Origin of the sequence: Methanosarcina sp. UBA5 (genome assembly GCF_002505485.1) — an archaeon.
Taxonomy (GTDB): Archaea; Halobacteriota; Methanosarcinia; order Methanosarcinales; family Methanosarcinaceae; genus Methanosarcina.
Window position 1 is genome coordinate 1 of sequence record NZ_DAVG01000032.1, and the last position, 23,627, is coordinate 23,627.

Annotated in this window: 19 protein-coding genes and 1 pseudogene; 9 read left to right on the forward strand and 11 right to left on the reverse strand. The window is 39.7% G+C overall.

Annotation, left to right across the window (positions count from 1 at the left end):
* Positions 1-586: phytoene desaturase family protein (locus BP621_RS03055; RefSeq protein WP_292387892.1), on the reverse strand; the 586-nt coding region annotated here is incomplete at its 3' end.
* 1,186 nt (positions 587-1,772) lie between these two features.
* Here BP621_RS03055 and BP621_RS03060 point away from each other — a divergent pair.
* Together BP621_RS03060 and BP621_RS03065 are read left to right on the forward strand one after the other, a co-directional pair.
* The gene (locus BP621_RS03060) at positions 1,773-1,988 is read left to right on the forward strand and encodes a hypothetical protein (RefSeq protein ID WP_292387893.1); all 216 of its coding nucleotides are present in this window, start codon (positions 1,773-1,775) and stop codon (positions 1,986-1,988) included.
* 213 nt (positions 1,989-2,201) lie between these two features.
* The gene (locus BP621_RS03065; protein WP_292387894.1) at positions 2,202-2,993 is read left to right on the forward strand and encodes a DUF169 domain-containing protein; all 792 of its coding nucleotides are present in this window, start codon (positions 2,202-2,204) and stop codon (positions 2,991-2,993) included.
* Between the two features lie 346 nt (positions 2,994-3,339).
* On the opposite strand, the gene BP621_RS03070 is transcribed toward BP621_RS03065, so the two are convergent.
* The gene (locus BP621_RS03070) at positions 3,340-3,864 is read right to left on the reverse strand and encodes a DUF4405 domain-containing protein (protein WP_292387895.1); all 525 of its coding nucleotides are present in this window, start codon (positions 3,862-3,864) and stop codon (positions 3,340-3,342) included.
* Between the two features lie 1,409 nt (positions 3,865-5,273).
* Between BP621_RS03070 and BP621_RS03075 the strand changes: the two genes are divergently transcribed.
* From BP621_RS03075 to BP621_RS03085, 3 genes are all read left to right on the forward strand, one after another.
* Positions 5,274-6,200 carry an ABC transporter ATP-binding protein gene (locus BP621_RS03075; protein WP_292387896.1) on the forward strand — a complete coding sequence of 309 codons (927 nt, stop codon included), beginning with the start codon at positions 5,274-5,276 and terminating at the stop codon, positions 6,198-6,200.
* 25 nt (positions 6,201-6,225) lie between these two features.
* On the forward strand, positions 6,226-7,557 hold the full coding sequence (locus BP621_RS03080; RefSeq protein ID WP_292387897.1) for a COG1361 S-layer family protein: 1,332 nt from the start codon (positions 6,226-6,228) through the stop codon (positions 7,555-7,557).
* Positions 7,558-7,927: 370 nt separating this feature from the next.
* On the forward strand, positions 7,928-8,668 hold the full coding sequence (locus BP621_RS03085; RefSeq protein ID WP_292387898.1) for a class I SAM-dependent methyltransferase: 741 nt from the start codon (positions 7,928-7,930) through the stop codon (positions 8,666-8,668).
* Positions 8,669-8,755: 87 nt separating this feature from the next.
* Here BP621_RS03085 and BP621_RS03090 read toward each other — a convergent pair whose 3' ends face one another.
* Entirely contained in the window at positions 8,756-9,844 is a 1,089-nt protein-coding gene (locus tag BP621_RS03090) for a radical SAM protein (RefSeq protein WP_292387899.1), read from the reverse strand.
* Between the two features lie 369 nt (positions 9,845-10,213).
* Here BP621_RS03090 and sugE point away from each other — a divergent pair, with 369 nt between their 5' ends.
* Together sugE and BP621_RS03100 are read left to right on the forward strand one after the other, a co-directional pair.
* A complete protein-coding gene (gene sugE, locus BP621_RS03095) occupies positions 10,214-10,531 on the forward strand; it encodes a quaternary ammonium compound efflux SMR transporter SugE (RefSeq protein ID WP_292387900.1) in 318 nt (105 codons plus the stop codon).
* Positions 10,532-10,635: 104 nt separating this feature from the next.
* Positions 10,636-11,616, forward strand: coding sequence for an SDH family Clp fold serine proteinase (locus tag BP621_RS03100; protein WP_292387901.1), 981 nt, complete (start codon positions 10,636-10,638; stop codon positions 11,614-11,616).
* A 159-nt stretch (positions 11,617-11,775) separates the two neighbouring features.
* On the opposite strand, the gene BP621_RS03105 is transcribed toward BP621_RS03100, so the two are convergent.
* Both BP621_RS03105 and BP621_RS03110 read right to left on the reverse strand, forming a co-directional pair.
* Complete coding sequence (locus tag BP621_RS03105; protein ID WP_292387910.1) at positions 11,776-13,566, reverse strand: DUF790 family protein; 1,791 nt, start codon at positions 13,564-13,566, stop codon at positions 11,776-11,778.
* Entirely contained in the window at positions 13,553-15,058 is a 1,506-nt protein-coding gene (locus tag BP621_RS03110; RefSeq protein ID WP_292387902.1) for a DEAD/DEAH box helicase, read from the reverse strand. Before BP621_RS03110 ends, BP621_RS03105 begins: the two co-directional genes overlap by 14 nt.
* A 592-nt stretch (positions 15,059-15,650) precedes the next feature.
* On the opposite strand from BP621_RS03110, the gene BP621_RS03115 reads away from it, so the two are divergent.
* Entirely contained in the window at positions 15,651-15,839 is a 189-nt protein-coding gene (locus tag BP621_RS03115; RefSeq protein ID WP_292387903.1) for a hypothetical protein, read from the forward strand.
* 1,617 nt (positions 15,840-17,456) lie between these two features.
* Here BP621_RS03115 and BP621_RS03120 read toward each other — a convergent pair.
* Positions 17,457-17,672: an alanine:cation symporter family protein gene (locus tag BP621_RS03120; RefSeq protein WP_292387904.1), complete on the reverse strand. Its 216-nt coding sequence runs from the start codon at positions 17,670-17,672 to the stop codon at positions 17,457-17,459.
* A gap of 372 nt (positions 17,673-18,044) precedes the next feature.
* Here BP621_RS03120 and BP621_RS03125 point away from each other — a divergent pair, with 372 nt between their 5' ends.
* Complete coding sequence (locus BP621_RS03125; RefSeq protein WP_292387905.1) at positions 18,045-18,311, forward strand: hypothetical protein; 267 nt, start codon at positions 18,045-18,047, stop codon at positions 18,309-18,311.
* Positions 18,312-18,392: 81 nt separating this feature from the next.
* Here BP621_RS03125 and BP621_RS03130 read toward each other — a convergent pair.
* The 5 genes and pseudogenes from BP621_RS03130 to BP621_RS03150 form a co-directional block, all read right to left on the reverse strand.
* Positions 18,393-19,271, reverse strand: a pseudogene (locus tag BP621_RS03130) (IS5 family transposase).
* Between the two features lie 197 nt (positions 19,272-19,468).
* A complete protein-coding gene (locus BP621_RS03135; RefSeq protein WP_292387906.1) occupies positions 19,469-20,002 on the reverse strand; it encodes a tRNA (cytidine(56)-2'-O)-methyltransferase in 534 nt (177 codons plus the stop codon).
* A 58-nt stretch (positions 20,003-20,060) separates the two neighbouring features.
* Positions 20,061-21,581, reverse strand: coding sequence for an AMP phosphorylase (locus BP621_RS03140; protein ID WP_292387907.1), 1,521 nt, complete (start codon positions 21,579-21,581; stop codon positions 20,061-20,063).
* Between the two features lie 687 nt (positions 21,582-22,268).
* Positions 22,269-22,484: a hypothetical protein gene (locus BP621_RS03145; RefSeq protein WP_292387908.1), complete on the reverse strand. Its 216-nt coding sequence runs from the start codon at positions 22,482-22,484 to the stop codon at positions 22,269-22,271.
* 339 nt (positions 22,485-22,823) lie between these two features.
* Positions 22,824-23,045, reverse strand: coding sequence for a hypothetical protein (locus tag BP621_RS03150; protein ID WP_292387909.1), 222 nt, complete (start codon positions 23,043-23,045; stop codon positions 22,824-22,826).
* Positions 23,046-23,627: the final 582 nt, after the last annotated feature.

The window sequence follows — 23,627 nt, forward strand, 5'->3', positions numbered from 1 at the left end:
TAGCATCAAACTGTTCCTGGGTGATGCTGTCCCTGACAAAACTGCTTCCTGACAGAACCCGCTGGGCAGAGGTTTCTTTCATTGACCTGCCCGAAAGGAAAGCTGATATGGTGTCTACAAAATCGTAGGTATCCTTTGAAAGGCCTTTTGGCAGAAAATCATATACTGACTGGTTGGACAGATCAATTCCAAATGAAGAAAGGGTAAACGCCTTCGTAAGGGTCTGGGAAAGCAGTACCCTATCCTTTCTTGGAAGCACATCAAAAGTCACGAAATCTTTCAGGTTGGAAGGAACTTTGACAAAAGTGTTTTCAGTCCTAACATAGTAATGCCCATAGTCCTCAAACACAGGTAGAAAATCAAAATAATTATCCATCAGTCTCTTCAGGGGCCCTTCAATCAGATGGGTTATAGCGTGTGCTCCTGTATCTACCTGATAGCCCTCTACCATGTAGCTGTTGCAGTTCCCACCCAAATTCCGTCTCTTTTCAAGAACAAGAACTTTTTTCCCATGCTTTGAAAGCGTAAGCGCCGCAAGAAGTCCGCTTATGCCCGCCCCAACAACAATTACATCGTATCTTTTCATACCCTAAACTACCTCAACTTTTTCCAGAGAATTAAGTTATAATCAAATGCAGTTACGCACCTTGTTTCTCTCAACTCACAACAAAATTCCACGTTAGTGGAAGGGTTAAATAAAATATAGTGAAAATTATAAATGATTATTCTAAGTTTGGAATATCTTTAAAATGATATTATATAAATTATAATTTACCAGTTTTAAATTCAATCTGTTACCTATATTTGTAAAGGCAATAAAGAAAAAAATAGTATTTATAGTTACCAGTCGTTATAAGATAAGGCTATCAAAAGTGTGAATTATTTATTTTTTAGTGACATTGCTTGTTAAGAGTCTTTTAAGATAAAGTCTCAAAAGTTAGAGAAAAATTATCATTTCCTCTCAGTATACTATAGGGTAATTTTCAGCCGTGACTTTATTATTTATCATACAATTTATTAATAAGTATTTTTCTATCTCTACAAAATAAAGAGTACCCTCAAGTATTTAAAAATTGAAAAGCTTTCTAAAATGGATAGATAAAGTCATTTGAAGTTATTCCTCAATGTTTACTCTCTTAAACTTTAGGTAAACCAGAAGTATTCCAATGAAGCCGCCTAAGATTAAATATTTTATTATTTTTTTTAGTTTTATCATGAGTATCATTTCCTATTTTTTTATATAGTTAATACACTGTACATATATTACAATTTTTCCTTACAAATTCTCTTGGTAATTAATTACTCACTAAAATAATTTATTCTAGAGCTGCAAAGACAATTTGTCTTCCATAAATTATACCCATAAGTTCACAATTTCATAATCTCATAAGTCATAATCTTGTCCTAAAATAAAGAAAGTTTTTCGAATTATTGAATAAGTATCTAAAAATAGATGAAAAAGCTTAGTCACAAAAATATCCTCATTACTGATAGCTCTTTATGAGTCACAAAAGAGATATAAAGTTTTAACTGAGTACAGTATTTTAATTTTTGCTAAAATAAATCGAGATTCCAAAACAGGAGCGGACGTTAAGTTAATCGATATTGCCAGGGTGAATCATATACTGCACTGCATAATTCCTGTCATGAGACCGGGTGTACACAATAAAAAGACGACTATGAAGTTGTACTGAAAAAGCTCCTGACTGCCGACGGCATAGTTTTGAGTAGTCCAAACTATAATAACGAATGTAACAGCCCAGCTCAAGACAATGTTCGATAGAAGCCCGCTTGTTATTCATGAACAATTCTTTGACGGAAAATACGGCCTTTCGCTGACAACCGCAAGCAGCGATGATCTCGATTTTGTCCCTGGAATTATGGATAACTTTATAGTACACTGCGGAGGCAAAACCATTGGAGGAATGGGTTGTTCAGTGGCGAAGGGACCTAAAGCAATGGAAGCAGCCACTGTAAAAATCGCGTGAAATGGGCAAGGATCTTGTTAAAGCGATAAAAGAGAAGAGACAATACCCTGAACAGGAAGCCATACATGAAGTCTGGAGAAAACGGTTCAATTATGTCATCCATGCCAACAAAGAATAGTGGACGCATAACTGCGCTTACTGGATGGAAAAAGGCTGGTTGAAAAAATAATATTTTTCAGAGAGATTGTCAGTTAATTTAATGGAAAGTTCATTATGTTAAGCCTTGAAGAATTGGGAAATAAGCTTACAAAAGCTGGCAGGTTGAAATTACGTCCCTTATGTGTTTACGGTACGGATGAAATTCCTGAAGACGCAGTTCCATCATACACGGTGGACCGCTGTGTAGTAAAGGCGATTTATACTTCAGCTCTCTTTGAAGAGATGCCACCACTCTATGTTGAGGCAGGTCATGAACAGTGTTGCATCGGCGGCATGGTCTGGATGGGGCTTGCGGAGCCGCATCCAAAACTTAAGTATTTTGTAACTGTGGGCACACCAGATTTCCATGGAGGCGCTGCCGAGCATTTAAAGGCAACCCCTGAGCTATTCGATGAGCAGAGAGAACGAGCAGGAAAAATCCTTCCACACGGCAAATACACAGTCATTGCTCCGTGTACTCACAACCTGGCACCTGAAACTGTCAGGTCTTTTATTGTCTTTGCAGGCGGCGAGCAGATCAGGAACCTTTGTGGGCTGGCACAGTTCAGTAGCTCTGAACCCTTTTTTAAAACTGTGATACCTGGGGGACCTACCTGTGCCACGATGATTGCTTTCCCGGCAGGCATGGCAGAAAATGCCCCGAAAGACTCAGCTTATGTCGGGCCTGTTGATCCTACAGGAAACCCCTGGCTGCCTCCTGAATTGATGATAATGGGCATTCCTTCGAGGCTGGCGCAGCAAATGGGAACCGACATAGAAGAGTCCTTTATATGCAAGCGGAACAAAATCGCATACCCTGAAAATCGTATAGCTATAAAACCATACATAAAGGGCACAGAGAAGTGAGAATATACAGGGGAATGGATTTCAGACCACAGAGTATGAACTTCAAATAGCAAACAATGAGATTTTTCCAGTTGCGAACTAGGTATTTGAAAAGCTGGCAGAACAAACATCAATATCAGCTTCAGCCAGTTAACGGCCCGGCAATTTTTTGTTATCATGAAAAAAGGGAATTTTATCTAGAAATTTACCTTTTATTGGCCTCAGATACTTCGGCTTATCCGACAGTTGCCTGGTCCATTCCAGCGCCGGGCAACACTCCCAAAAACCATGAGAACTTCCTTTTCTTACCCTGAATTTCTTTCCTAACCTGGAGTTCTATTCTTATCTTCCTTACTTTTTACCAACCTTAATCCACAGGCATATAGTTTGCCTCGATAACTTCACCCTCTTTCATTTCTCTTTGTCTTCTGAACAAGTTATTCGTGGTGAATACTATCCATCTCCAGTGAAGCGCAAGATGGGCAACAAAGAAGAGAAGCATCAGGATTCCGACTTTATCATGGATCAACCTCAAGATTGGGCCTGCTCCATGATGGTTGAAATACATTATAAGACCTGAATAACCAACCAAGGCAAATTGAACAAAAAATGCCGAATCCACAAGATAGTTGAGTTTTACTTTTCTCATCTCTTTGATTTGTCTTTCTTTTCTAATAAAGTTCTTCGTGGTGATTACTATCCATCTCCAGTGCAGTGCAACATGGACAACAAAGAAGAGAAGCATCAAGATTCCGACTTTATCATGGATCAACCTCAAAATTGGACCTGCTCCATGGTGGTTGAAATACATTATAAGACCTGAATAACCGACCAAGGCAAATTGAACGAAAAATGCCAAGTCCATGAGATAATTGAGCTTTATTTTTCTCATTTCCTCCCTCCGTTTTAACATTTACAGCTATGTTTTTGTAAGATTCTCAATTTCAGTTCATTTAATCGATTTTCACTTGATTGATTTTTGCTTCGTGAACCATTTACCATAGCAGTTCTGCTGTTCTATAGCGGCTGTTGAACATCCCCTTAATTGGCAGAAAAAGAAATAAAGATACTTGCAAAAAATAGAGGTAAATAGAGAACTGCTTATAATTTAAAAGCCAAATAACTTATTTATTTTCAAATAAAGCTTAATTAAAGGACATATATTTTAAATCTGCTTTTTTGACCTTTATTTGCTAATTGTCTTCATGATAAGATTCCGGTAGGCAAGATCAGATAAAAAAGACTTTGAAACAGCCGAAATACTCCCAGAATTAAGGTAAAATCAGATTTATTCGTGTAAAATACTCGTGAGTATCCTCTGTTCTTAACGCACGGTTTCCTACCTTATTACCGCTGATAGGAATAGTGGATTCTTCGAAATACCGCTGATAGGAATAGTGGATTCTTCGAAATAGTGGATTCTTCGAACTACTCCTTCGCCTTCTTCTTGATTTCTTTCGTCATTTATTCACATTTTAACTTTTTGCAAATAAACCGTGATGAGCGGTTCCAGCTTTCAAGAATATCCTGTTGGCTCGGGCAGAGGTCTAGAAAAAAATCATATAAGTCTTGGAGAATTCTTCCCTCTTAGTGTTAAGTGAAATTCCCTAAACCGGTCAAAGAACTAAAAAACAACACTCTAAACCTTAGTTTTGTCGAAGAAACTGTTTCTATGCAAGGCCTGAAGTCTCTTTTGAGGAGACTCCGTATCAAATAAGACTTTATTGAGATTTAATTCTTTATTTAGAGGATGTTTAAAGATTAAAGTTAATAAATAGCTTACGGAAAAGCTTCATTGATAAATTGATTCCTTATATTCCCTGTTTTTACTAAGTATGCTTTTATCATTAAATACCAATGAAGGAGATGACTGCCTTCTCCTAGAAACTGCCAGGTAAGGCATCTGCATCTGGCAGGTGCCTTAATCCTGCAGGGCTCGGTGGGAAAGGAGCAAATAGAAATAGGATACCTCGCCACTTTTAGGGATTCTTAACTCAACATAAAAGTTCTCCCACTTGAAAAGCGATAGAAGAGAGCAGTCAAAACTACACTCCAGAAAATGAGGCACTGTGCATCTTTTAAGTGCCTCAAAAACGCAAGTCGCTATTAACCTACTACTAATCCTGTAATTAGATAAGGACAGTTAAATAACAGTAAAATCAAAGGACTATATAAAAAATTATATAACCAATTATCAGATTAATAACCAATTATCAGATTAGATATTTCAGGCAGAGTACGAACAAAAAAGCAAAATTAATCACGCAACCCTGAAGCATGGACATGGTTTAGAGGGCATGTATGACACTTACTGAAATAATAGCTTCTTTTAAATCAAAATTGAATCCCTCAAAATTTGTGGATTTGCTGGAAAGAAAGGCGAGTTTCTATGATGAATTCGAGAATGGTCCCGAGGAGAATGGTTCAGGAGAGGATTCAAAATACAATCCATACTTTAATTCCGGAAATAGTTCTGCTAAAAGTTCCAATGCGGTAAGGATCCCTAAAAATAAAGATGAGCCACTTATCAAATTGACCGATGTCTGGAAGATTTACCAGATGGGGGAGGTTGAGTTTGCAGCCCTTAAGGGAATAAATCTTGAGATTTCTGAAGGGGAATTCCTTGTGATCCTTGGGCCCAGCGGAAGTGGGAAAAGCACACTTATGAATTTGCTTGGTTGCCTTGACATACCATCAAAAGGTACTGTTTGCCTGAATTCAAAAGATATCTCAGAACTGGATGAATCCGAACTCGCTATCATCCGAGGAAAAATGATTGGCTTCATATTTCAGAGCTTTAACCTTCTTCCAACCCTCAATACCCAGGAAAATGTGCTTTTACCCATGGAATTTCAGGAAGAAGATAAACAAATAGCCCGACAAAAAGCCTCATACCTGCTTGAAATTGTTGGACTCTCAAACAAGAAAAAGAACCTTCCTTCTCAACTTTCAGGCGGTCAGAGACAGAGAGTTGCAATAGCCCGTTCCCTGGCTGTAAACCCGCCTATAATCCTTGCAGATGAGCCTACCGGAAACCTGGACACCAAGACTGGGGATTACATCCTGGAGTTTCTTGATGGGCTGCAGGAAAGTGAAGGAAAGACGATTATTATTGTAACACATGACCTTGAACTTGTAAAATATGCAACAAGAGTTGTGTACATAAGAGATGGTGAGATTGAAAAAATCGAAGCACGTACGAAAAAGGAACCAGGTACAAAAAAATGAAGCAAACCTGAATTGAGGAATTAAAATGAAAAAGTTCTCTTTGCTCAAAATAATGCTGTTGTTTTCAGTATTCATATGTCTTGGGGCTGGAACAGCACTTGGCTCAAATGGGGATATAAAATCCGCATCTTTGGAAGTAAACCTGACTAATCAGAACCCTGATGCTGCCCGTCCGGGAGAACCTGTTGAACTCACTGTCAGCGTGCAGAACGTAGGAAACGCTAACCTGAAAGATATTGCTGTCATAGTGAACCCTAAATATCCTTTCAGTAAGGTTTCCGGAGAAGACCTCACAAAAAAGGTCTCCTATCTTAATGCACGGCAGGACGATGATGATGCAGCAGTCCTTAAATTCAAGCTTATGACAGATGCCAACGCGTCGGAAGGCACATATGATATCGATATTACCACCACTGCTAAAGAAAGCGGATCCTCATCAAACACGATTACTACTACAAAAACTGTCCAGCTCGAGGTAAGGGGCAAAGAGTACGCGCAGATTGTTACCATAAACAAGGCAAACATTGACTTGGCAAAGGAAGAAACTCTAGAATTCATAATAACAAATACCGGAAATTCACCCCTGAAAAATATGGTAGTTTCCTGGAAAGACCCAAAAGGGGTAATTCTGCCGGTATATTCGGATAACACCAAGTACATCAAATATCTAGCCGCGGGGGACTCCGTGACCGTATCTTACTCTGTAATGGCAGATGTAAATGCAGACCCTGGACTCTACACTCTGGATGTAGACCTCAAATTTGAAGATTATGAATCGAATGAGAAAAGCATCGCAACCACAGCCGGTCTTTTCGTTGGTGGAAAAACCGATTTTGATGTTTCCTTTTCGGAAAGTGACCAGGGGGAGGTTTCCCTTTCTGTTGCAAATGTGGGCAACAATATGGCATATTCTGTGAAAGTTTCGGTCCCCGACCAGGATGGATACAGGGTTTCAGGGAGTTCTTCAACGATTGTTGGAAATCTTGAGAAAGGGGACTACACAATTGCATCTTTCAATATTGCGAACACACAGAGTGTTGGAGGGGCTGAAAGTGATGCAAGAACACAAAGGGTCGCAAGAGCAAGCGAGAAAGAAGAAAATGTAACTTTCATGAGTTCCAATCCTCTAAAAGTCCAGATTGAATATACGGATGCGAAAGGAGAAAGAGTAACAGTTGATAAGGAAGTAGAACTTGAAAAGACTACCGGGAACATGACTGCACAGGGATCAGGAAGATCAGGAGCGGCAGGTAACAGCAGTGGCTTCAGTTCATATCTGGTTTATATTATTTTAATAGCGGTTGCAGGAGCAGGGTTATTCATGTACCGCAGAAAAAAAACTAAAGAGCCAAGATAAAACCTGAAGAAAGGAATCTCCGGAAACTATGTTCTTCCCGGGCCCATATTTGGTGCAGACCCCCGGCTTAGCAATTATTCAGTGATATTTTCTTTACAGTGATCAAATATATATTGCATTATTAAATAGAAATATTAGGGGCGGGTGGAGAAAATAGTGTACCAGTCTTAAGAAAATGGACTTCGCGATTTATTCCGGAAGAAAACAAAATACACTATTTTTGCTATTGAATTAAAATAATTTAAAAATTCCTGGTAATTTTATTATTACAAACTAATATATCTAGATACTAAAATTAATATTTAGGCTAATATTTAGTTTTTAAAATAGGTTTAATTGTTAAATAAAGAATAGTACAGGGAGAAAGGGTATGGAAGTAGAAAGTAGTAAAAATATAGAAAAAACGCATACTAAGCCAAAGAATATCTGGAAAGATTTTTTTAAGGATAAAACACACGGAGGACACAGATATTCATCAGAGGGGTTTCTTGCTATGGAAGCAAGAGAGAAATTATTCCACCTGGACGGAGGCAAAACGCTTCTCGACTTCGGGTGCGGCTCTGCAGAACTCCTTACTTATTATGCTCCGGAATATGAACAGCTCGTAGGAGCGGATTTTTCCCCATCCATGCTTGGTGAGGCAAGTAAAAGGCTCAGGGAAAAAAAGTGTAATAACATTGATCTTGTCCTTGCTGACCATGAAACACTCTGGGAAAACTTGGACTCAACCTTTGATCGAATAACTGCAACCGGAGTAATACAGTATTTATCGTTTCAAGAAATTGACGACTTTATTGCTAAAGCATCAGAGCATCTCAATACAGATGGTAAAATTGTATTTTTTGATATCCTGGACCCCCGCTTATATCCATTATGGAAACTGGGAATCTTTACACCGAATGCAGGGCTTTTAAAAGCTTTATATAGGGTAGGTTGCGATTTTCAGACTTCAATATCAGCAGCATTAAGAAACCGCCCAAGAAACATTTACGGTTTTGCCCATAATCCATATAAAATCCAGAAAATTGCAAACAAAAACGGTTTTGAGATGCGCTGTATACAATCAATGTATTACGAATATAAATATCATGCAATAATGTATCGGACTTAAGTGGCAATTCGCTGGGGACTAAATTTCGCACAATATTAGGCCGATTTCATCTAATAGTATCTAACGGTATCTAACGGTATCTTGTTATCAGATAAGTAAATCCTCAATCCCTGCATTTTTTACAATATCGATTGCCTTAGCCTCTTCTTCCGAAGTAAGGCGGCGTCCTATCTCCGGATACTCCATAGCCCGGTAACATGGCCTGTATTGGAACATGAGATTGAACCTTATTTGCGGGATATGTTTTGCAACCCATTCGGCAATCGGCCTTGTGCAACATTCCAAGTGGCCCGGAAGGACTAGGTGGCGAAGGAGGACTTCTGCGGTTTCGTAGGCAAATTCAAAATTGGGCCGTACGATCTCCAGGTAATTTTTTATTTTTGAATATTTCTGAGCACATGCATTATTTCCATACTTAAAATCTCCCAGGTAAACATCCACAACCCCTTCAAGAATCTCTGCAACGTCGGGGGAATGGTACATATTCGAGTTCCAGATAACAGGCGTGTTTACAGAGATTTCCCGGACTATCTTCAGGAGAGTATGTACGTGTGGAGTCGGGGTAACGAAATTCACGTTTCTGGCCCCGTGCATTCTCCGAAGGTCAATCAGTTTTGCAAGCTTCCTAGGCTCAATTCTGGTCCCAGCTTCAGGATTAGTTGAGATATCCCAGTTCTGGCAGTAAACGCAGGCAAAAACACAGCCTGTAAGAAAGATCGTATGAGAGGGTATAAGTTCAGGCTCCTCCCCCATATGCAGGAATTCGGAGGCGTAATTGGAAGTGTCAGCCAGCCTGCAGAAGCCTTTTTCTCCGGCTTTCCTATCAACCTCGCAGCGCCACCCACAGCAATGGCAGTTCGAAAGCATTCTGTCCGTAATCTCAACCTTAAGGTCAAGAAGGGAGGGACTGGCCTTCGGAAGTTCCAGGAAGCTTTCGGTAAAAAGTGTCAACCTGTCAGCAGTGTCTTTATATATAAAAGCTTCTGCTGCTTCGAGTTCAAGATCTTCTTTTGTCTTTCGATATTCTTCGATTTCTTTCCCATGAATTTTCCTGAGTTCTTCAAGCTGCATGCCTGGATCAAACTGGACCGGAATTCGTTCGGTTATTTTAAAGAGAGCAGGCATTTTATCTCTCTGCACCTTGAAGTAACGTTTCAGGTACTTAGGGGCTGCCATATTGAAATATTATTCCGCATGGGTTAAAGGCTTATTGTCTATTTCTTCCGGGTTCAATTCTGATTTTCAGTCGTGATTGTAAGTCTTGATTTTTCAGTTCTGATCGTAAGTCTTGATTTTTCAGTTCTGATCNNTCTGATCTTAAGTCCTGATTTTCAGTTTTGTTTTTAAGTCCTGATTTCTCGTTTTGCTGGTTTCTTGGCTCTGAGTTTACTGTTTCTTATTGTACTTTTTATAAATTGAGCCACTTTTCGAGGGTTTCCAGAGTTTTTACAGGCAAGGTTATAAAAAGAAAAAGGCTTCTAAAACCTTTTAATTGCTGTCTTCACTGGAATTCATAAAATTACATAAGCAGGTTGTGAGACAAAAATGGAATGGATCTTCCTTTTTATTGCCGGTCTTTTTGAAGCAGCCTGGGCAATAGGGCTGAAATATACGGAAGGTTTCACGAGGCTTTATCCCAGCGTCTTTACTGTCGTTTGCATGTTTCTTAGCTTTTACTTCCTATCCCGGGCTCTGAAAACTCTGCCAATAGGGACAGGTTATGCAGTCTGGACCGGGATCGGGATTATCGGTACCACTATTCTTGGCGCTCTGCTCTTTAATGAGCCCATGGACTTCGCCAGATTTTTTTGTATTTTTCTAATATTCTCAGGGATAATCGGGCTCAGGATAATTTCCCCATAATACTTTGCAGAATTCTGATTCTTGATCAGGATCTTTTCGGTACTTTGTAAGGTAGCCTTTTTCTGCAGTCGAAAGCCAAAAACTAAAAACCTGCACGACAATTTATGATGGGGATTAATCCCGGGGGATACCTCAGTTCCGATTCTATTGTACCTTCTGATCAAGTAGGCAAAGGAGACAAAAAGGGAAAAGGAATTCACTTTAAAGTTGCCCGCGGGAAGCTTTTGGGGGAATATCTGGTTACGTTTGACAGCACAACAATTAGTCTCTGGGATTTAATGTCCCTACTGTTTATACTTCTGTTTCTCTATGCAATAATCTACCCACAATCGCAGCTAAAACAAATCCGGTTGCGGCGCATGGCAAAACTGAAAGCTATGGAAAAGAGCCATGGCTGCAAGGTGCTTACTATGATTCACAGGCGGGAGGCAATATCTCTTTTCGGGCTGCCTGCTTACCAGTACATAGATGAGGAAGACGCCGAGCAGATCCTGCGCTGGATAAGAAAATACAAAGATTACCCGCTTGAGCTGATCCTGCATACTCCCGGCGGTCAGCTTCACTCCAGCATCCAGATCGCACGCGCCCTGCGACGGCACCCGAAAAACACAAAGGTTATTATCCCACATTATTCGATGTCAGGAGGCACAATTATTGCCCTTGCTGCAAACGAAATCGTGATGGATAAGGATGCAGTTATCGGGCCAATCGATCCCCAGATAGGAGATTTCCTGCATGGAACTTATCCCGCTCCTTCCTGGATCTACGCTGCAGAAACGAAAAAAGAAAAAGCCGATGATACCACCCTTGTTATGAGTGATATCTCAAGAAAAGCCCTCAAATTCACCCGATATGTCGCAAGAGAGCTTCTCGAAGGCAAAATCCAGCCAGGCCTGACTGGGGAAAGCAGGCTTGATGAAGTGGTCGAAAAAATGGTCAGCGGAGAAATGATTCACAGCACACCCCTCTCAGCCGGTGAGGCAAAAGAAATAGGGCTTTCCGTAAGTACGGATTTTCCGGAGGACGTGCATGAGTTTATGAAGCTTTTCAAGCCTGTGAAAAAGAGTGTTGAATACGCTGAGTAAACTAAAATGAAGATTAGCTTGAAGAAGTGAAGTTAGAGAATTTTCGGACCTGGAAAGAAGTTTATTTAACCTGTAAAAGTTTACCCATGATCTTATTAAAATTTATATTCAACCTGTTATTTATCTAAAAACTTTTGTTCAGGCTCCTATGAATTTTATTCAAGCTTCTGTTTTCCTCACCCTTGCATTCTCTTCACTCAGTCCTGTCCAGATAACCTTATACTCCAAGTAATCAAGCACAGGATAATAGAGGCTGCGGTCAAGTCCAAAATCTTCAAAGACCTTTACTGCGTCGGCGTACGTTTCTACTACCCCTGGCTTATCAAGTTCCCGATCAATTCTCCCAAGCAGCTTCCTGTGAATTAAATAGTTTTCAAGGAGTACGTAATCTTGATATTTCTCCAGATTTTCTATTTTTCCGAATTCTTCGGCTTTTCCTGACTCCCCAGTTTTTTCCAGTTCTCCAACTTTTGCAAGCCTGCCTGCAACCACTTCCTTTAAGGCATCTGGCAGGACTCCGTTCTCGGCTGCGATTTCCTCAAGGTTTATCAGTTCTCCTGAAATCGGAAATTCCATTTTCTCCAGTCTTGACCGGTCCTCTGAAAGCTTTCTTTCTTCGTACTTTCTAAGTATCTGCATGACTTCATTTGCCGGGATTTTCTTGTCAAAGAAGATCACATCCTGCGAAGGAAAATCTTTTTCAGAGCACTTGAGTTTTCTGTCGATCAAGAGAATTACAGGTTCATTTACCAGCCTGAGTTTTTCAATCTTATTTGCAAGATATTCAGGAGTCCAGAAGCCTACAATTTCCAGATATATCCTCATTCCTTCCCTCTGCAGAGAGAAGTCCGGGACAAAAGCGTATTTTCCGGCTTTAAGAATTGTTGGCTCCCTTTTTATCTTCCAGCTTCCCAAACTGAGGCTGCCAAATATCTGCTCAAGCGTACTATCATAGACAACTTCTTCGGCATCGATTTCCTCAATCCCAGCTTCTTTCCCGGCTTCATATCCTTCCTTTTCTTCTTTAATTTGAAGCCCCATCGAAACGGTTTCCGGGTACAGGGCTGCTTCAGGCGTAAGTTTGAAAAACTTCTCCGAGTCGTCAAGGGCAAAATTCAGGATGCGCTTCCCCTGGTAGCCTTTATGAAGAATGCCTGCCTTGAGTCTCCAGCCTTTTGACCTCAGCAGCGCAGGAAAGATTTTTGCAAAGGAATTTCCATAGCGTTCGGAGATCCGAAAAAGAGAGGAGGGCCCGTCCAGATGCAGGTGAACGGCTTTTAATTCTTCGAAGCTTTCTTTGGTTTTTCCTTCCTTTTCTCCTATTTCTCTATTGAATTCTCTATCAATTTTGTCTCTTTCTTCGTCAGTATCTTCAAGAGAATACATAAGCCCCGAACGAAGGATTTTCCAGAGCAGCTTTTGAAAATCGCCTTTTATCCAGATGTCGAGGTCAACTGCTCTGAAGAGCAAGGTCTGGGTTAGGGAAATATTATACTGTCTTAGGAGTTCTGCGGGAGAAAGAGGAAGGAAACTTTTGACGACCTGATTTTCCTCAAGGTCAGCCCAAAGTGCCTTTTCAAGTTCCTTTACCGAAATTGAAAGCTTTTTTGCGGCTTTTTGCAGAGCCTCTTTTCTCTCGGCAGGATAAATGACCATGCCTCTGCAGGCTTCAAAAACCGTTTCCCTGGCCAGAGAAGAATCAACGGCTGCATCCGTTTCTATAATGGTGCGCCTTCCAAGCAGCTGGGAAAGCCCCCTGATAAAGCGGTAGTTCATTTCCTCGTAACCATCAAGTTCAGCCAGAAGATCCCCATAGGTTTTTCCGATATGTTGCTCGAAAGTCTCTATCAGAAGCCTTGCAAATTCCAGGTTTTCGGCATCAAAAGCTGCGTATATAGGCTTTATCTTCCCTCCTGAAATGCGGGTTACAAGAAGATCAGACGTGAGCAGGCGAGCCGCCTCCGGGGCTTTTTTCGTTCTCTATCTGGCTTTCCTTTCCGGATTCATTCTTAATTTGGTTTTCTTTTCCTGCTTCTCTTTTCATCTGTTTTTCCTTTCCTGATCTTCCAAGACCTTTCCGGTTTGAAACAGCTTCTTTTCTTCTCCTGGCAGTTCCGGCTTCGGTCGTTTCTTCGGTTATAATCTCGTAGAGTATAGCTTCTTTTCCTTCTTTCTTCCTGAGGATCCTTCCCAGGCGTTGGATATATGCTAATTTGCTCCCTGTGCCGCTTGCTATAATCCCTATGTTTGCTTCAGGGACATCAATACCCTCGTCAAGCACCTTTGAAGTGACCACAGCCCTGTATTCTCCGTTCCTGAACTTCTCGAGGATGGAATTCCTTTCTTTTGCAGGCGTCCTGTAAGTAATCGCAGGGATAAGAAATTCCCTGGAAATCCGGTGGACAAGCCGGTTATGTTCAGTAAAAATGAAGACCCTGTCTTCCCGGTGTGCTTTTAGGATCTCTTTCAGTTTTTCAAGTTTTGAGTCGGTGTTGAAAGCAAGTTCTCTTGCTGCATTTCTTGCAAGAAGGGCTTTCCTGGCTTCAGGGTCTCTCCCGCTTCTCATGACCAGTTTCTGGAAATCCCTTGGTCCCCGGAGAACCATCCCAGTTTTCCGGAGATAATCTATATAAACCGAATAATATTCGTCGTATTCTTTCCTTTCCTCATCCGCAAGTGCAGCAGCTATCCGTTTGATCCTGTAAGGGGCAAGGTGGCTGCCTGCAAGTTCCGAGACGTGCTTTTCGTATATTTTTCCCCCTACAAGCCTGTTTAATTCTAAGTGCAACTCATCTTCCCGTTCGTAAGTAGCTGTCAGCCCAAGCCTGTAAGGCGCTGCAGAAAACTCGGCAATGCTACGGTATCCGGCTGCGGGCAGATGGTGAACTTCATCAAAAATAAGGAGACCGAACCTGTTTCCAAGGGTTTCGGCGTGAATATATGCAGAGTCATATGTGGAGACGGTTATTGGAAGAATCTTCTTCTCCCCACCCCCAAGCTTTCCGATCTCCATCAAAAAGGCTTCTTCAAGCTGTTTTTTCCATTGTTCAAGCAGGTCAAGCGTAGGGACAACCACAAGGGCAGGAGTATTGCAGCCTGCAATTGCCCGTATTCCAACAAGAGTTTTTCCGCTCCCTGTTGGCAGGACAAGCACTCCACATCTATTATTTTCTCCCCAGGTCACAAGAGCTTCAGCCTGGTAGTCTCTTAACTTAAGTTTCTTTCCTGAAGCTTCATAAGCTGCTGCCAGATCAGGACAGGGAAGGAGGTCGAGCACTTCGTCTTTAAACGGGATCTTAGAATTTTTCAGATAACTTATTGTGTCCCTGTAATATAGAGCAAGAGCCCTGAAGCTTTCGCTTCTTTCATCCCAGACCGCATTGGGAACCCTTATATTACCCTCTATAAGAAGCGTTCCCTGCTTGAAGCTAATTTTGATCATTGTTTATTAAAAGTCTGGACATTATATATAATAATTGAGTTATCAGCTTCGGTCTCAATTGCCCGAGTTCCGTCGCCCGAGTTTCGTCTCGGGACGACGGAGCCCTTTTGGCTTCGCTCAAGAAGGCTGAACTGCAAAGATAAGATAAATTGTTTTTCAATTTGCCGAAAGGGGATGATTTACCTACAAGCTTTTCAAAAAAATGCCCGAGTGCAAACCTTTTGGGAAAAGGTTTGATCGAAAATTGCTAAATGTTTGAATTTGGGAATCTTATCCCCAAACCCTATCGGCNNGGCGCAACGGTTGCGGATCAACCTTTTTTTAAAAAAGAACTTGGCCAAAAAACTTTTTTATGCGTGTTCTTTAGGTCCACGGCTTCAGAGTTATCTGATTATGAGGTGCGGTAAGCTCATTTTAAGGAATAACGTCCTGAAAATGGAATCTCTGATAAATGAGCTTGAAGAAGGAAAGATATAGCTTCGTCTGAGGCAAATACCTGGTTGCTTTTTTCTTTTTGTTCAGGTTATTTATAGTTTTACTCCAATATAATCATTAGGAAATTTATCTTTATCGTTAACTGGGGGCGTATTAAATGATACATCTATGGGAGTATGATTCTCGCAAGCTTGACGGCTTAAACTTGCCGCAGATGATGAGTGAACTTGAGAGAGTAGGAAATGAAGGTTGGGAACTGGTTTTGATAAGGAACGATATCGATGAAGAAGGCAGAGTAACTGCAATTTTCAAGCGGAAAAAAGAGAGCGAGACTATCGCTTTATAATTTTATTTCTCATTTTTGCTATCCTTTTACCTATTTATTGATAGTCTTAAACCCTATTTTAGGTGTATTAAAGCAATTTCCTTATCTGGTTTTTTAGAAATCTTTTTCAGTCACCAATTTATAGAAACTACTTTTTATACTTTTTTGCCAAGTGTTTGGAAAAAGAAACACAAGTGAAGAGATGTAAAAATGAAAGATGTAAAAATGAAGAGATTAAAATCTTGTTCTTTAATCTGAAAAAATGCATTAACTTCAGCATGAATTTTCTGCCAGGATTGAAAACCTTAACAATTTCCTTTAGAAAAAAGATGCGTTCCCACCTGAGAAATTCTGGAAGTTCCGAACGGCACTTATTAGGTCTTGTTCAGGAAGAGGTTTGGTATTGGACTCACGGGTTGCGAGCTTCTTATCTCTTCACTTTTAGAGTAGATTTTTCGGAGTAGGCGTTGAAGTATTTCTTGTGGAATAGGTCTTGCTATGTGGTCTTGTAGATGAGAACGCAAGTTATACTATGCTCGCACTCTATATAATATTTTTAACATGTAATATTATTTTAACTCTATTTTGTTATTATATAGATTTAATTATTCTTTACTGGTTTAACCTTATATCATTAAGCTACGGTACCTAATGTAACTGAAGATAAATATTACATCTGATTACCCGTACGATAACGAAGAAAAAGGTTAACTCATTCAAAAAAGCTGATTTACCCGAGCCCCAGTAGCAGATAATCTAACTTTAAGCGAACCAAGTTTAAGAGAGTTTTAGTCAATTATTAACGTTAACTAACTATTTTAACTATAGAAAAAAACTATGAAATACAAGAGGCCACAGAAAATTCTGTCCTATAATCAGTCTTCTTGGTACAACTCAGTATCTTCATTATAATTCAGCCCTCTTGAACGCAACCGTTGTACCGCAACCGTTGCGCCGGTTGATCACGCCGCTGCTAGGGTTTTCGCTCAAGCCTTTTCTGAAAAGGCTTGCGGGCAAGCATTTCCCCAAAAGGTTTGAGGAACCAGGGCGTCGACTAGTGCCGAGTCAACAGCAAAATATCGTATGAAATCGATTTCAATTACTAGTGTATTGATTCCAAAATAAATCCTTTCTTTAACGGAAAATTCGTTGATCTATGGATCAATGCAAAAGTCAAGATTGTGAACATACTTTGGAATCTTAGCACTAGTAACCACTGAATCCTTGAAGATTGACGTGACACTAGGACATGAAATTCGTAAAGTTCCTGAAATGTTTTTTAAAATGAGGTGGCGTTCCCATCCAAAAAAACCTGGGAGTTCCGAATGGTATTCAAGAGACTCACTTTGTTGTAGTTGGGGAAGAGGTATTGAGGTACTTGACTCATGCGCTGCGAGTTTCTCTTTCTATCCCTTTATTGTGGAGTAATGTTCTGGAGTAGGTGCTCTTTGCTAGTGGGGTGTTAAAGGGATGAGAACGCAATTTATACTACGCCGTTATTGTATATAATATTTTTAACAGTTAATCTTATCTTATTTCACTCTTTTTGTGTATCTTTCTAACTTTAGCTTATTGATCAAATGCTTATTTCATTAATTTAATCGTCGTATTATTACGCAAATTAAGCTCTGAAAGGAATCAAAATTTTGATAAAGAATAAAAAGAAAAAAGAGAGCCTGAGCCTCCAGTTTTTATCGCGGTTGCAACCCCAACTATATTTCCTGTCCCGATAGTTGCGAACAGTGCAGTGCTGAGCGCCGCAAAACTCGAAACGTCCCACTGTACTTTAATTTCGGTTTTTCTGGAGTTTAGCACGTACCTTAGCGCAAGGGGCAACCTGAAGACCTGGATCATCCCGAGTTTCTAGGTCAGGAAAACACCGATCTCCACAAATAAAACCAGAAGTGGCAACCCCCAGATTCTCTGGTCTATCCCTGTAAGGATATCAAGTATATCAACATCCGGCAGTTCCGTTCAAGCCAGCCCCCCAAAAAACAAAGAGATATTTTTGGAAAAGAGATAGTGGAAAAGAGATAGTTTTGACTCAGTATTTGTTCGAAGCTGGTCTTAAATGTTGATGTTCAGGTATTCATGAAGTAAAATTGAATTTTGAGTTTAAAATATTCGGAAAAACATTCTCACAGGCAAAAAGTCACCTTCGTCGGTCGTCCAACACAGTAGATTTTTATATTAAGTAACTCCTAAATATTTTTTAAGAGGGTTAATATGACGCGTATCACAGCTTTAAATAGCACGTCTCTGGCAAAAGTCTTGAGTCTTATGTATCTCTGCCTTGCTATTGTATTTTCGCCGCTTATTCTTTTCATGGTAAGTATGGACGGGACAGGTCTTACTGAAGGTATATTTGTAATTGTATTCTTTGTTGTCCTTTACGGGATTGCTGGAGCAATAGCGGGATTTCTTATTGGCACGGTATACAATCTTGTTGCAAAACAGGTTGGGGGCATCGAAATGGAGATTGAAACTGCCTGATCCGATCTAGAAACTTGCCAAAAGCAATTTTTCGGCTTTGTAGAAATCCTCAATTTCAACCAAAACGAGTAAATAATATTTTTATTTATGTTGTACACTAACATTTTTATTTATGTTGTACACTAACATTTTTACTTTTATTTCTTTTACTTGATTGTAATATTTTCTTGCTTTAACTATTTCTCCAAACTTTCTTTTTATTACTGAAAATACAGCTTCAACAATGTTTCTTCTGTTATACACTTTTTTGTCGAAATTTTCATTCAATTGTTGTCTACATTCTCCAATTATTCTGGTTCTTTTTCTTTTTTTCACTGGAATTACTGAATTCGCCTTAATTTCTTCTCTAATAAAGGAATGGAGCTTTTCTGAATCATATCCTTTATCCATCACATAACATTTTGCTTTCTTTTCTCTTTGAACTTGTTTTATCAAAGCATTTGCATGTTTTATTTCGTGATTAGTTTTCGTACTTATTTAAAGCCAATAATTACTTTTTTTTCAGTATCGATTGAAATTAGAGTCTTAAGGAAGCTTTTTCTTCGTTTTCCTGTTCTCTGAGAATAATAGTGACTTGCATGAGAACTTGTAAACCCTGTTGCATCAATAGCGTTTACTGCTATTTTTTTCTATCAAAATCAAAAATTTTTAAAGTTCTGGATAAAATTAAGTTAAAGAAATAAGATGGAATTCTTGAGACAAATTTCTGAAGAGTAGTAAAGTGAGGCACTTGGTCGAGACCAAGTACCTTTTTTACTTTACTCATTAAATCAACTAGCTCAATAATTCCACGATAATCTGTCCCAATATATTGGATAAGACAAGAACAAAGTGTTGATGCTGAGTATAATTTCTTTTTGAGAACTTACATGAGTAAAGGTTCAGTCTGGAAGACTGAACAGTCTTCAGACTAAGTTCAATAAATTTAATATACTTGTTACTGCTACTTTTATTTGAAATCACTTATTTTAGGTGCTCCTACGTTTTTGTGGTAAAAAGTGGAAGGAGCTCTTTATTTAAAACCATTTTTATAATAACTGGTTAATTTAGGATTTTTACAAAGCCGAAAATAGGAATCTGAAAATAAAAAATCCAAGCCAAAAGATTCTGAAAAATAGAGGATACAGGCTATGAAGAAAAGTTAAAGGGAAATAGAATTAATCCCCAAGATTTTCTATAACCTGCTTGCCCCTTTCTGCTGGTACAATTGTCAGCTCAGCGTTGGGAAATTCTCTCTCAAGTGGCTCGCCATCTGCAATCCTGTCCAAGGTAATTGCAACTGCCGCAACCTCGGAATGAGGCTGGCTTCCAACTGCAACATTCCAATCCGCAAGCTGGTAGATTTCCGGAGGGACCTTCTCTGCTCCTACCACAATCATAAGCTTGTCACAATTTTTAAGCTCATCTGTGACATCGGGTAGATTGATCCCGTACATTGAAAGATGGCAAACTTTTCCGCCGGCAGCTTTCCAATCCTTGATTTCCTGCTTATAATTGACATTATTCCTCACATAGAAATCTCCGCCCCAACGCCTGACAACATCCTCAAGAGTTTCTATTATTCCGGGGTCATTCGAGGCAAGAAGCATACCTTCTGCACCGAGCAGCCGAGCAGTTAAGCCCACATGAGTTGTGATTCTTTTATCTCTCTCAGGGCGGTGCCCCAGGCGCAGCAAAACAATTCTTTTCATGCTCGTGCTAAAACCCTGCAAGGTATTAAAGGATTTCACTGAAAAAAAAGAGAGAAGATTACTGGAACCCGTAAGTTCCGGGAATTCTCTTAAGAAGCATGCCCTCAACAACTATTGGGTTTGTTCTCTGGGCCGTTGTCAATGCGGTCTCGAGCTTGAATTCTTTTTCAGCATAAATCGTAAGGATCGGATCTCCCTTCTTAACAGACTCCCCCATTTTCTTGTGGATAGCAACCCCGGCTCCTTTATCATTGGGAGCTCCTGCAAGTCTCGCAATCTCAATTATCCACTTATTGTCAAACTCGATAACATATCCGTCCGCAGAAGCGAGAATGTCGGCAGTATATTGCCCTACCTGGATATCGTTTGATGTAATCTTCGGATCTCCGCCCTGAGCCTCAATAATTTGTTTCATCTTTTCAAGGGCTTTCCCGCTCCTTAGTGTTTCCAGCGCAACTTCCTTTCCGCGGTCTCTTGGGGCCGCACCTCCCATCTCAAGCAGGATACCCGCAAGAGCCGCACTCTTTTCAATGAGGCTGTTCGGGCCTTCCATGCTTTCCAGCACTTTCAGGGCTTCCCTGACTTCCAGCGAGGGTCCCACTTTTCTTCCAATAGGAGACGAACCATAGGTGATTGCACACTCAATGTTCATTCCAAGCCTGTGCCCGAGGTTAATCAGGTCTCTTGCAAGTTTTTGCCCCTCCTGAACAGTTGGAACTTTTGTGCTTGGCCCGACAGGGATGTCCATTACTACATTGTCTGCCCCGATAGCTCCTTTTTTTGCCATAATCGAGGCGAGCATCTGGTAGTAAGGGTCAATAGAGAGAGGATATTCAACCCTTATGAGTTTGTCATCGGCAGGCGCGATATTTGTGGCTCCACCCCAGACAAGTGCGCCCCCAACTTTTTCGGTTATCTCTTTGACTTCCTGAGAGCTGAACTCTACCGGACAGAGCACTTCCATAAGGTCAGCAGTTCCACCTGCCCCTGTGATCGCCCTGGAACTCGTCTTTGGAATAAGAAGCCCATTTGCAGCGACAATAGGGACAACCAGCAGAGAGATCTTGTTTCCGGGCACTCCTCCTATCGAGTGTTTGTCCATTATAGGATGAGTATCAAATTCAATTGTGTCTCCACTCTCAATCATAGCCCTTGTAAGCCATTCGACCTCATCATCGGTCATTCCGTGGATGTAAGAAGATGTTATAAAAGCCGAGAGTTCGATCTCACTGAGATTTTCTTCCACGATATCGTTCACGAGTGTTTTAATCTCGTCCTGCACAACAGGTTTTTTATCCATCATTTTCTTGATCACGGATGCGGATTTTGAACGTAATGACGGAACGACTTCAACCGGCTTATCCCATTCAACAAAATGCTCATATACCTCGGAAAAAACGCCCAGCGTGCCTGGAGGAACCAAATCATCCGTTGTGTCCACAATTGCAGAAAGGCTCTTGTGCCCGCGAATACGGACTCTATCCCCCGGATTAACCCCCAGTTCCTTTGCATCGGCAATATTTAGTAACACCTTGTGCTGCCCTATTTTCATGTTAAAATGTTCTAACTTCAACTGCATGAGTAAATTCCCTCCGTTTCGTTCTCGTAATAAGTGTAAATCTGTGGCTAAAATTTGTTTCTCCAGAATCCAGACATTTGTTTCTTTCCTTATCTGGAAAATTGACAGTCCAGACTGAAAAAACCTGGTAGACTGGTAGACTAATAGTAAATATGAGTAGTAAATGCAAATTGTAGTGTAAATCATAAATGCTAAGCTGAGATAACATATTAACCTTCATATTATTTTAAAATAATTCCGCAAAAGCTTTAAGAAACGAAAAATAAAAAGTTTAAAAAAAGTGTTATTAAAAGAAAGCTCGCAGTTATGCCTGGAATCAACTCATCAACTGCCTGTATATTCTCTTCAATAAATCTAAAAGATCTCAAAATGACAGATTCCCTTAATAGTTTAAATTAATCTTGAATAAAGAAAGAATAGAGATAATGTGAACAAATTAAACTGGGATAGTACTTCTTTTACTCCCAGAATATCGATTGTCCCCATTAGTTAGTTGTTAGTTATTATTTAACCAGATTAAAATTACTCAGTTATCATTTGGTTATGTTTCATCCACATTCTTCAAATTACTCATTTATCTAGTGTTTCGATTCCAAAATAGAGTCCTAATTTCCTGGAAAAATCTGTGATCGTCGGATCTATTCAAAAGTCAAGTTTTATGAACTTATTTCAGAATTGCGGTACTAATCATTTGCCATAGTTAAGCCTGGATATGGAAATAAGACATTTAGCAATTCCAAATGCGATAATTCCTATCAATGCTGCGATTAAGATAACCATAAATAGGTTTTCCTTGTCAGCAAACTCGAACATGAAGTGAAATAAAATAATATCTAGTATTGCTCCAATACCCAACAAGGCTATTGCCGGGCCTCCTAAAACTTTTCCAATATCCCTGCCCATTTTCCAATCCATCCTTAAATAGTTATCATCAAATTAAGGTTTAAGGCATATAAAACGCCCAAATTCAATAACTAGGTTAATTGGCTTTATTAACAAAAATAAACTCTTCTCGCGAACTCTTTTCTTAACAGAAACCATGGTGGAAACTTATGAATGAGGTAAGCCTATGGCTAAACGTAATGGTTCCTGAGATTTATCAGAGAATTGAGGTAATTACATATAAATCTTAGGAAATTACAATTCTTCAGGTTCGAATAGACAGGAAGTTTCTGACTAGGAGAATAGGTTATCTAAAAAACGGAAGCGTCACAAGAAGCCAAATTCATTGAAAGGTTAATATTAAAGAAATTCGAGGCATAGAGACACATAGTATTCTCTTGCGATCCTCTTAAGCCAATCAGGCACAATGCAATATCTGTCAACTATAAGCTCATTCAGATAGTATAGAGACTCCTCGGTTTTACAGTCACAGAGCCGCCTTACAGCCGTTCTTCTTCCCCACGCCGATCTTTCATTGTCCAGAGCTTCAAGGTAAAGCTGATATTCTCTACTGTTTTCCATTACATTATAAATTCTACCAATCAATATAACTATTTGTATTGGGATTCAAGAATTAAAATATGTTATAGAGTCACCCTACAGGATGCCTTTTCCTGCAGCTTATTTCAGGGATTAAAGAAAATTAATAAATTAAAAAAGAACAATAAATTCGGTGCTTCCTGGTTAATTAGTTGACATTTTTGAGACTCCTGTAGTTTAACAACTCTATAAATTTCCATTTTTTACTGGTAACCCTAAACTCTTCTGCAGGTGTTTTCTTTTCCAAAACTTTCTTTTAGTTTTTAATCCTCTATAATCTCTGAAAAAGTTAAAATGAGTACTGTAAAACCTCATTTGGTTATATAGTCCTTTAATTTTCTTTGGAAATCCTATTGTTTTTCTTGAAATTCTGTTATTATCCTGTCTAAAAGTCAAATTCTGTCTTTCAAGTAAACTCGTTGATATTTTACTTTGATCTATATCCTACCCAAAGATGACTCTTTTTTTCACTTTTTGGAGCTTCCTTCCCTTCTTGTTTTTGATGACCATTCATCCATTTCAACTTTAAAAATGTTGAGGTCTTTCATCAAATCTTCATTTACC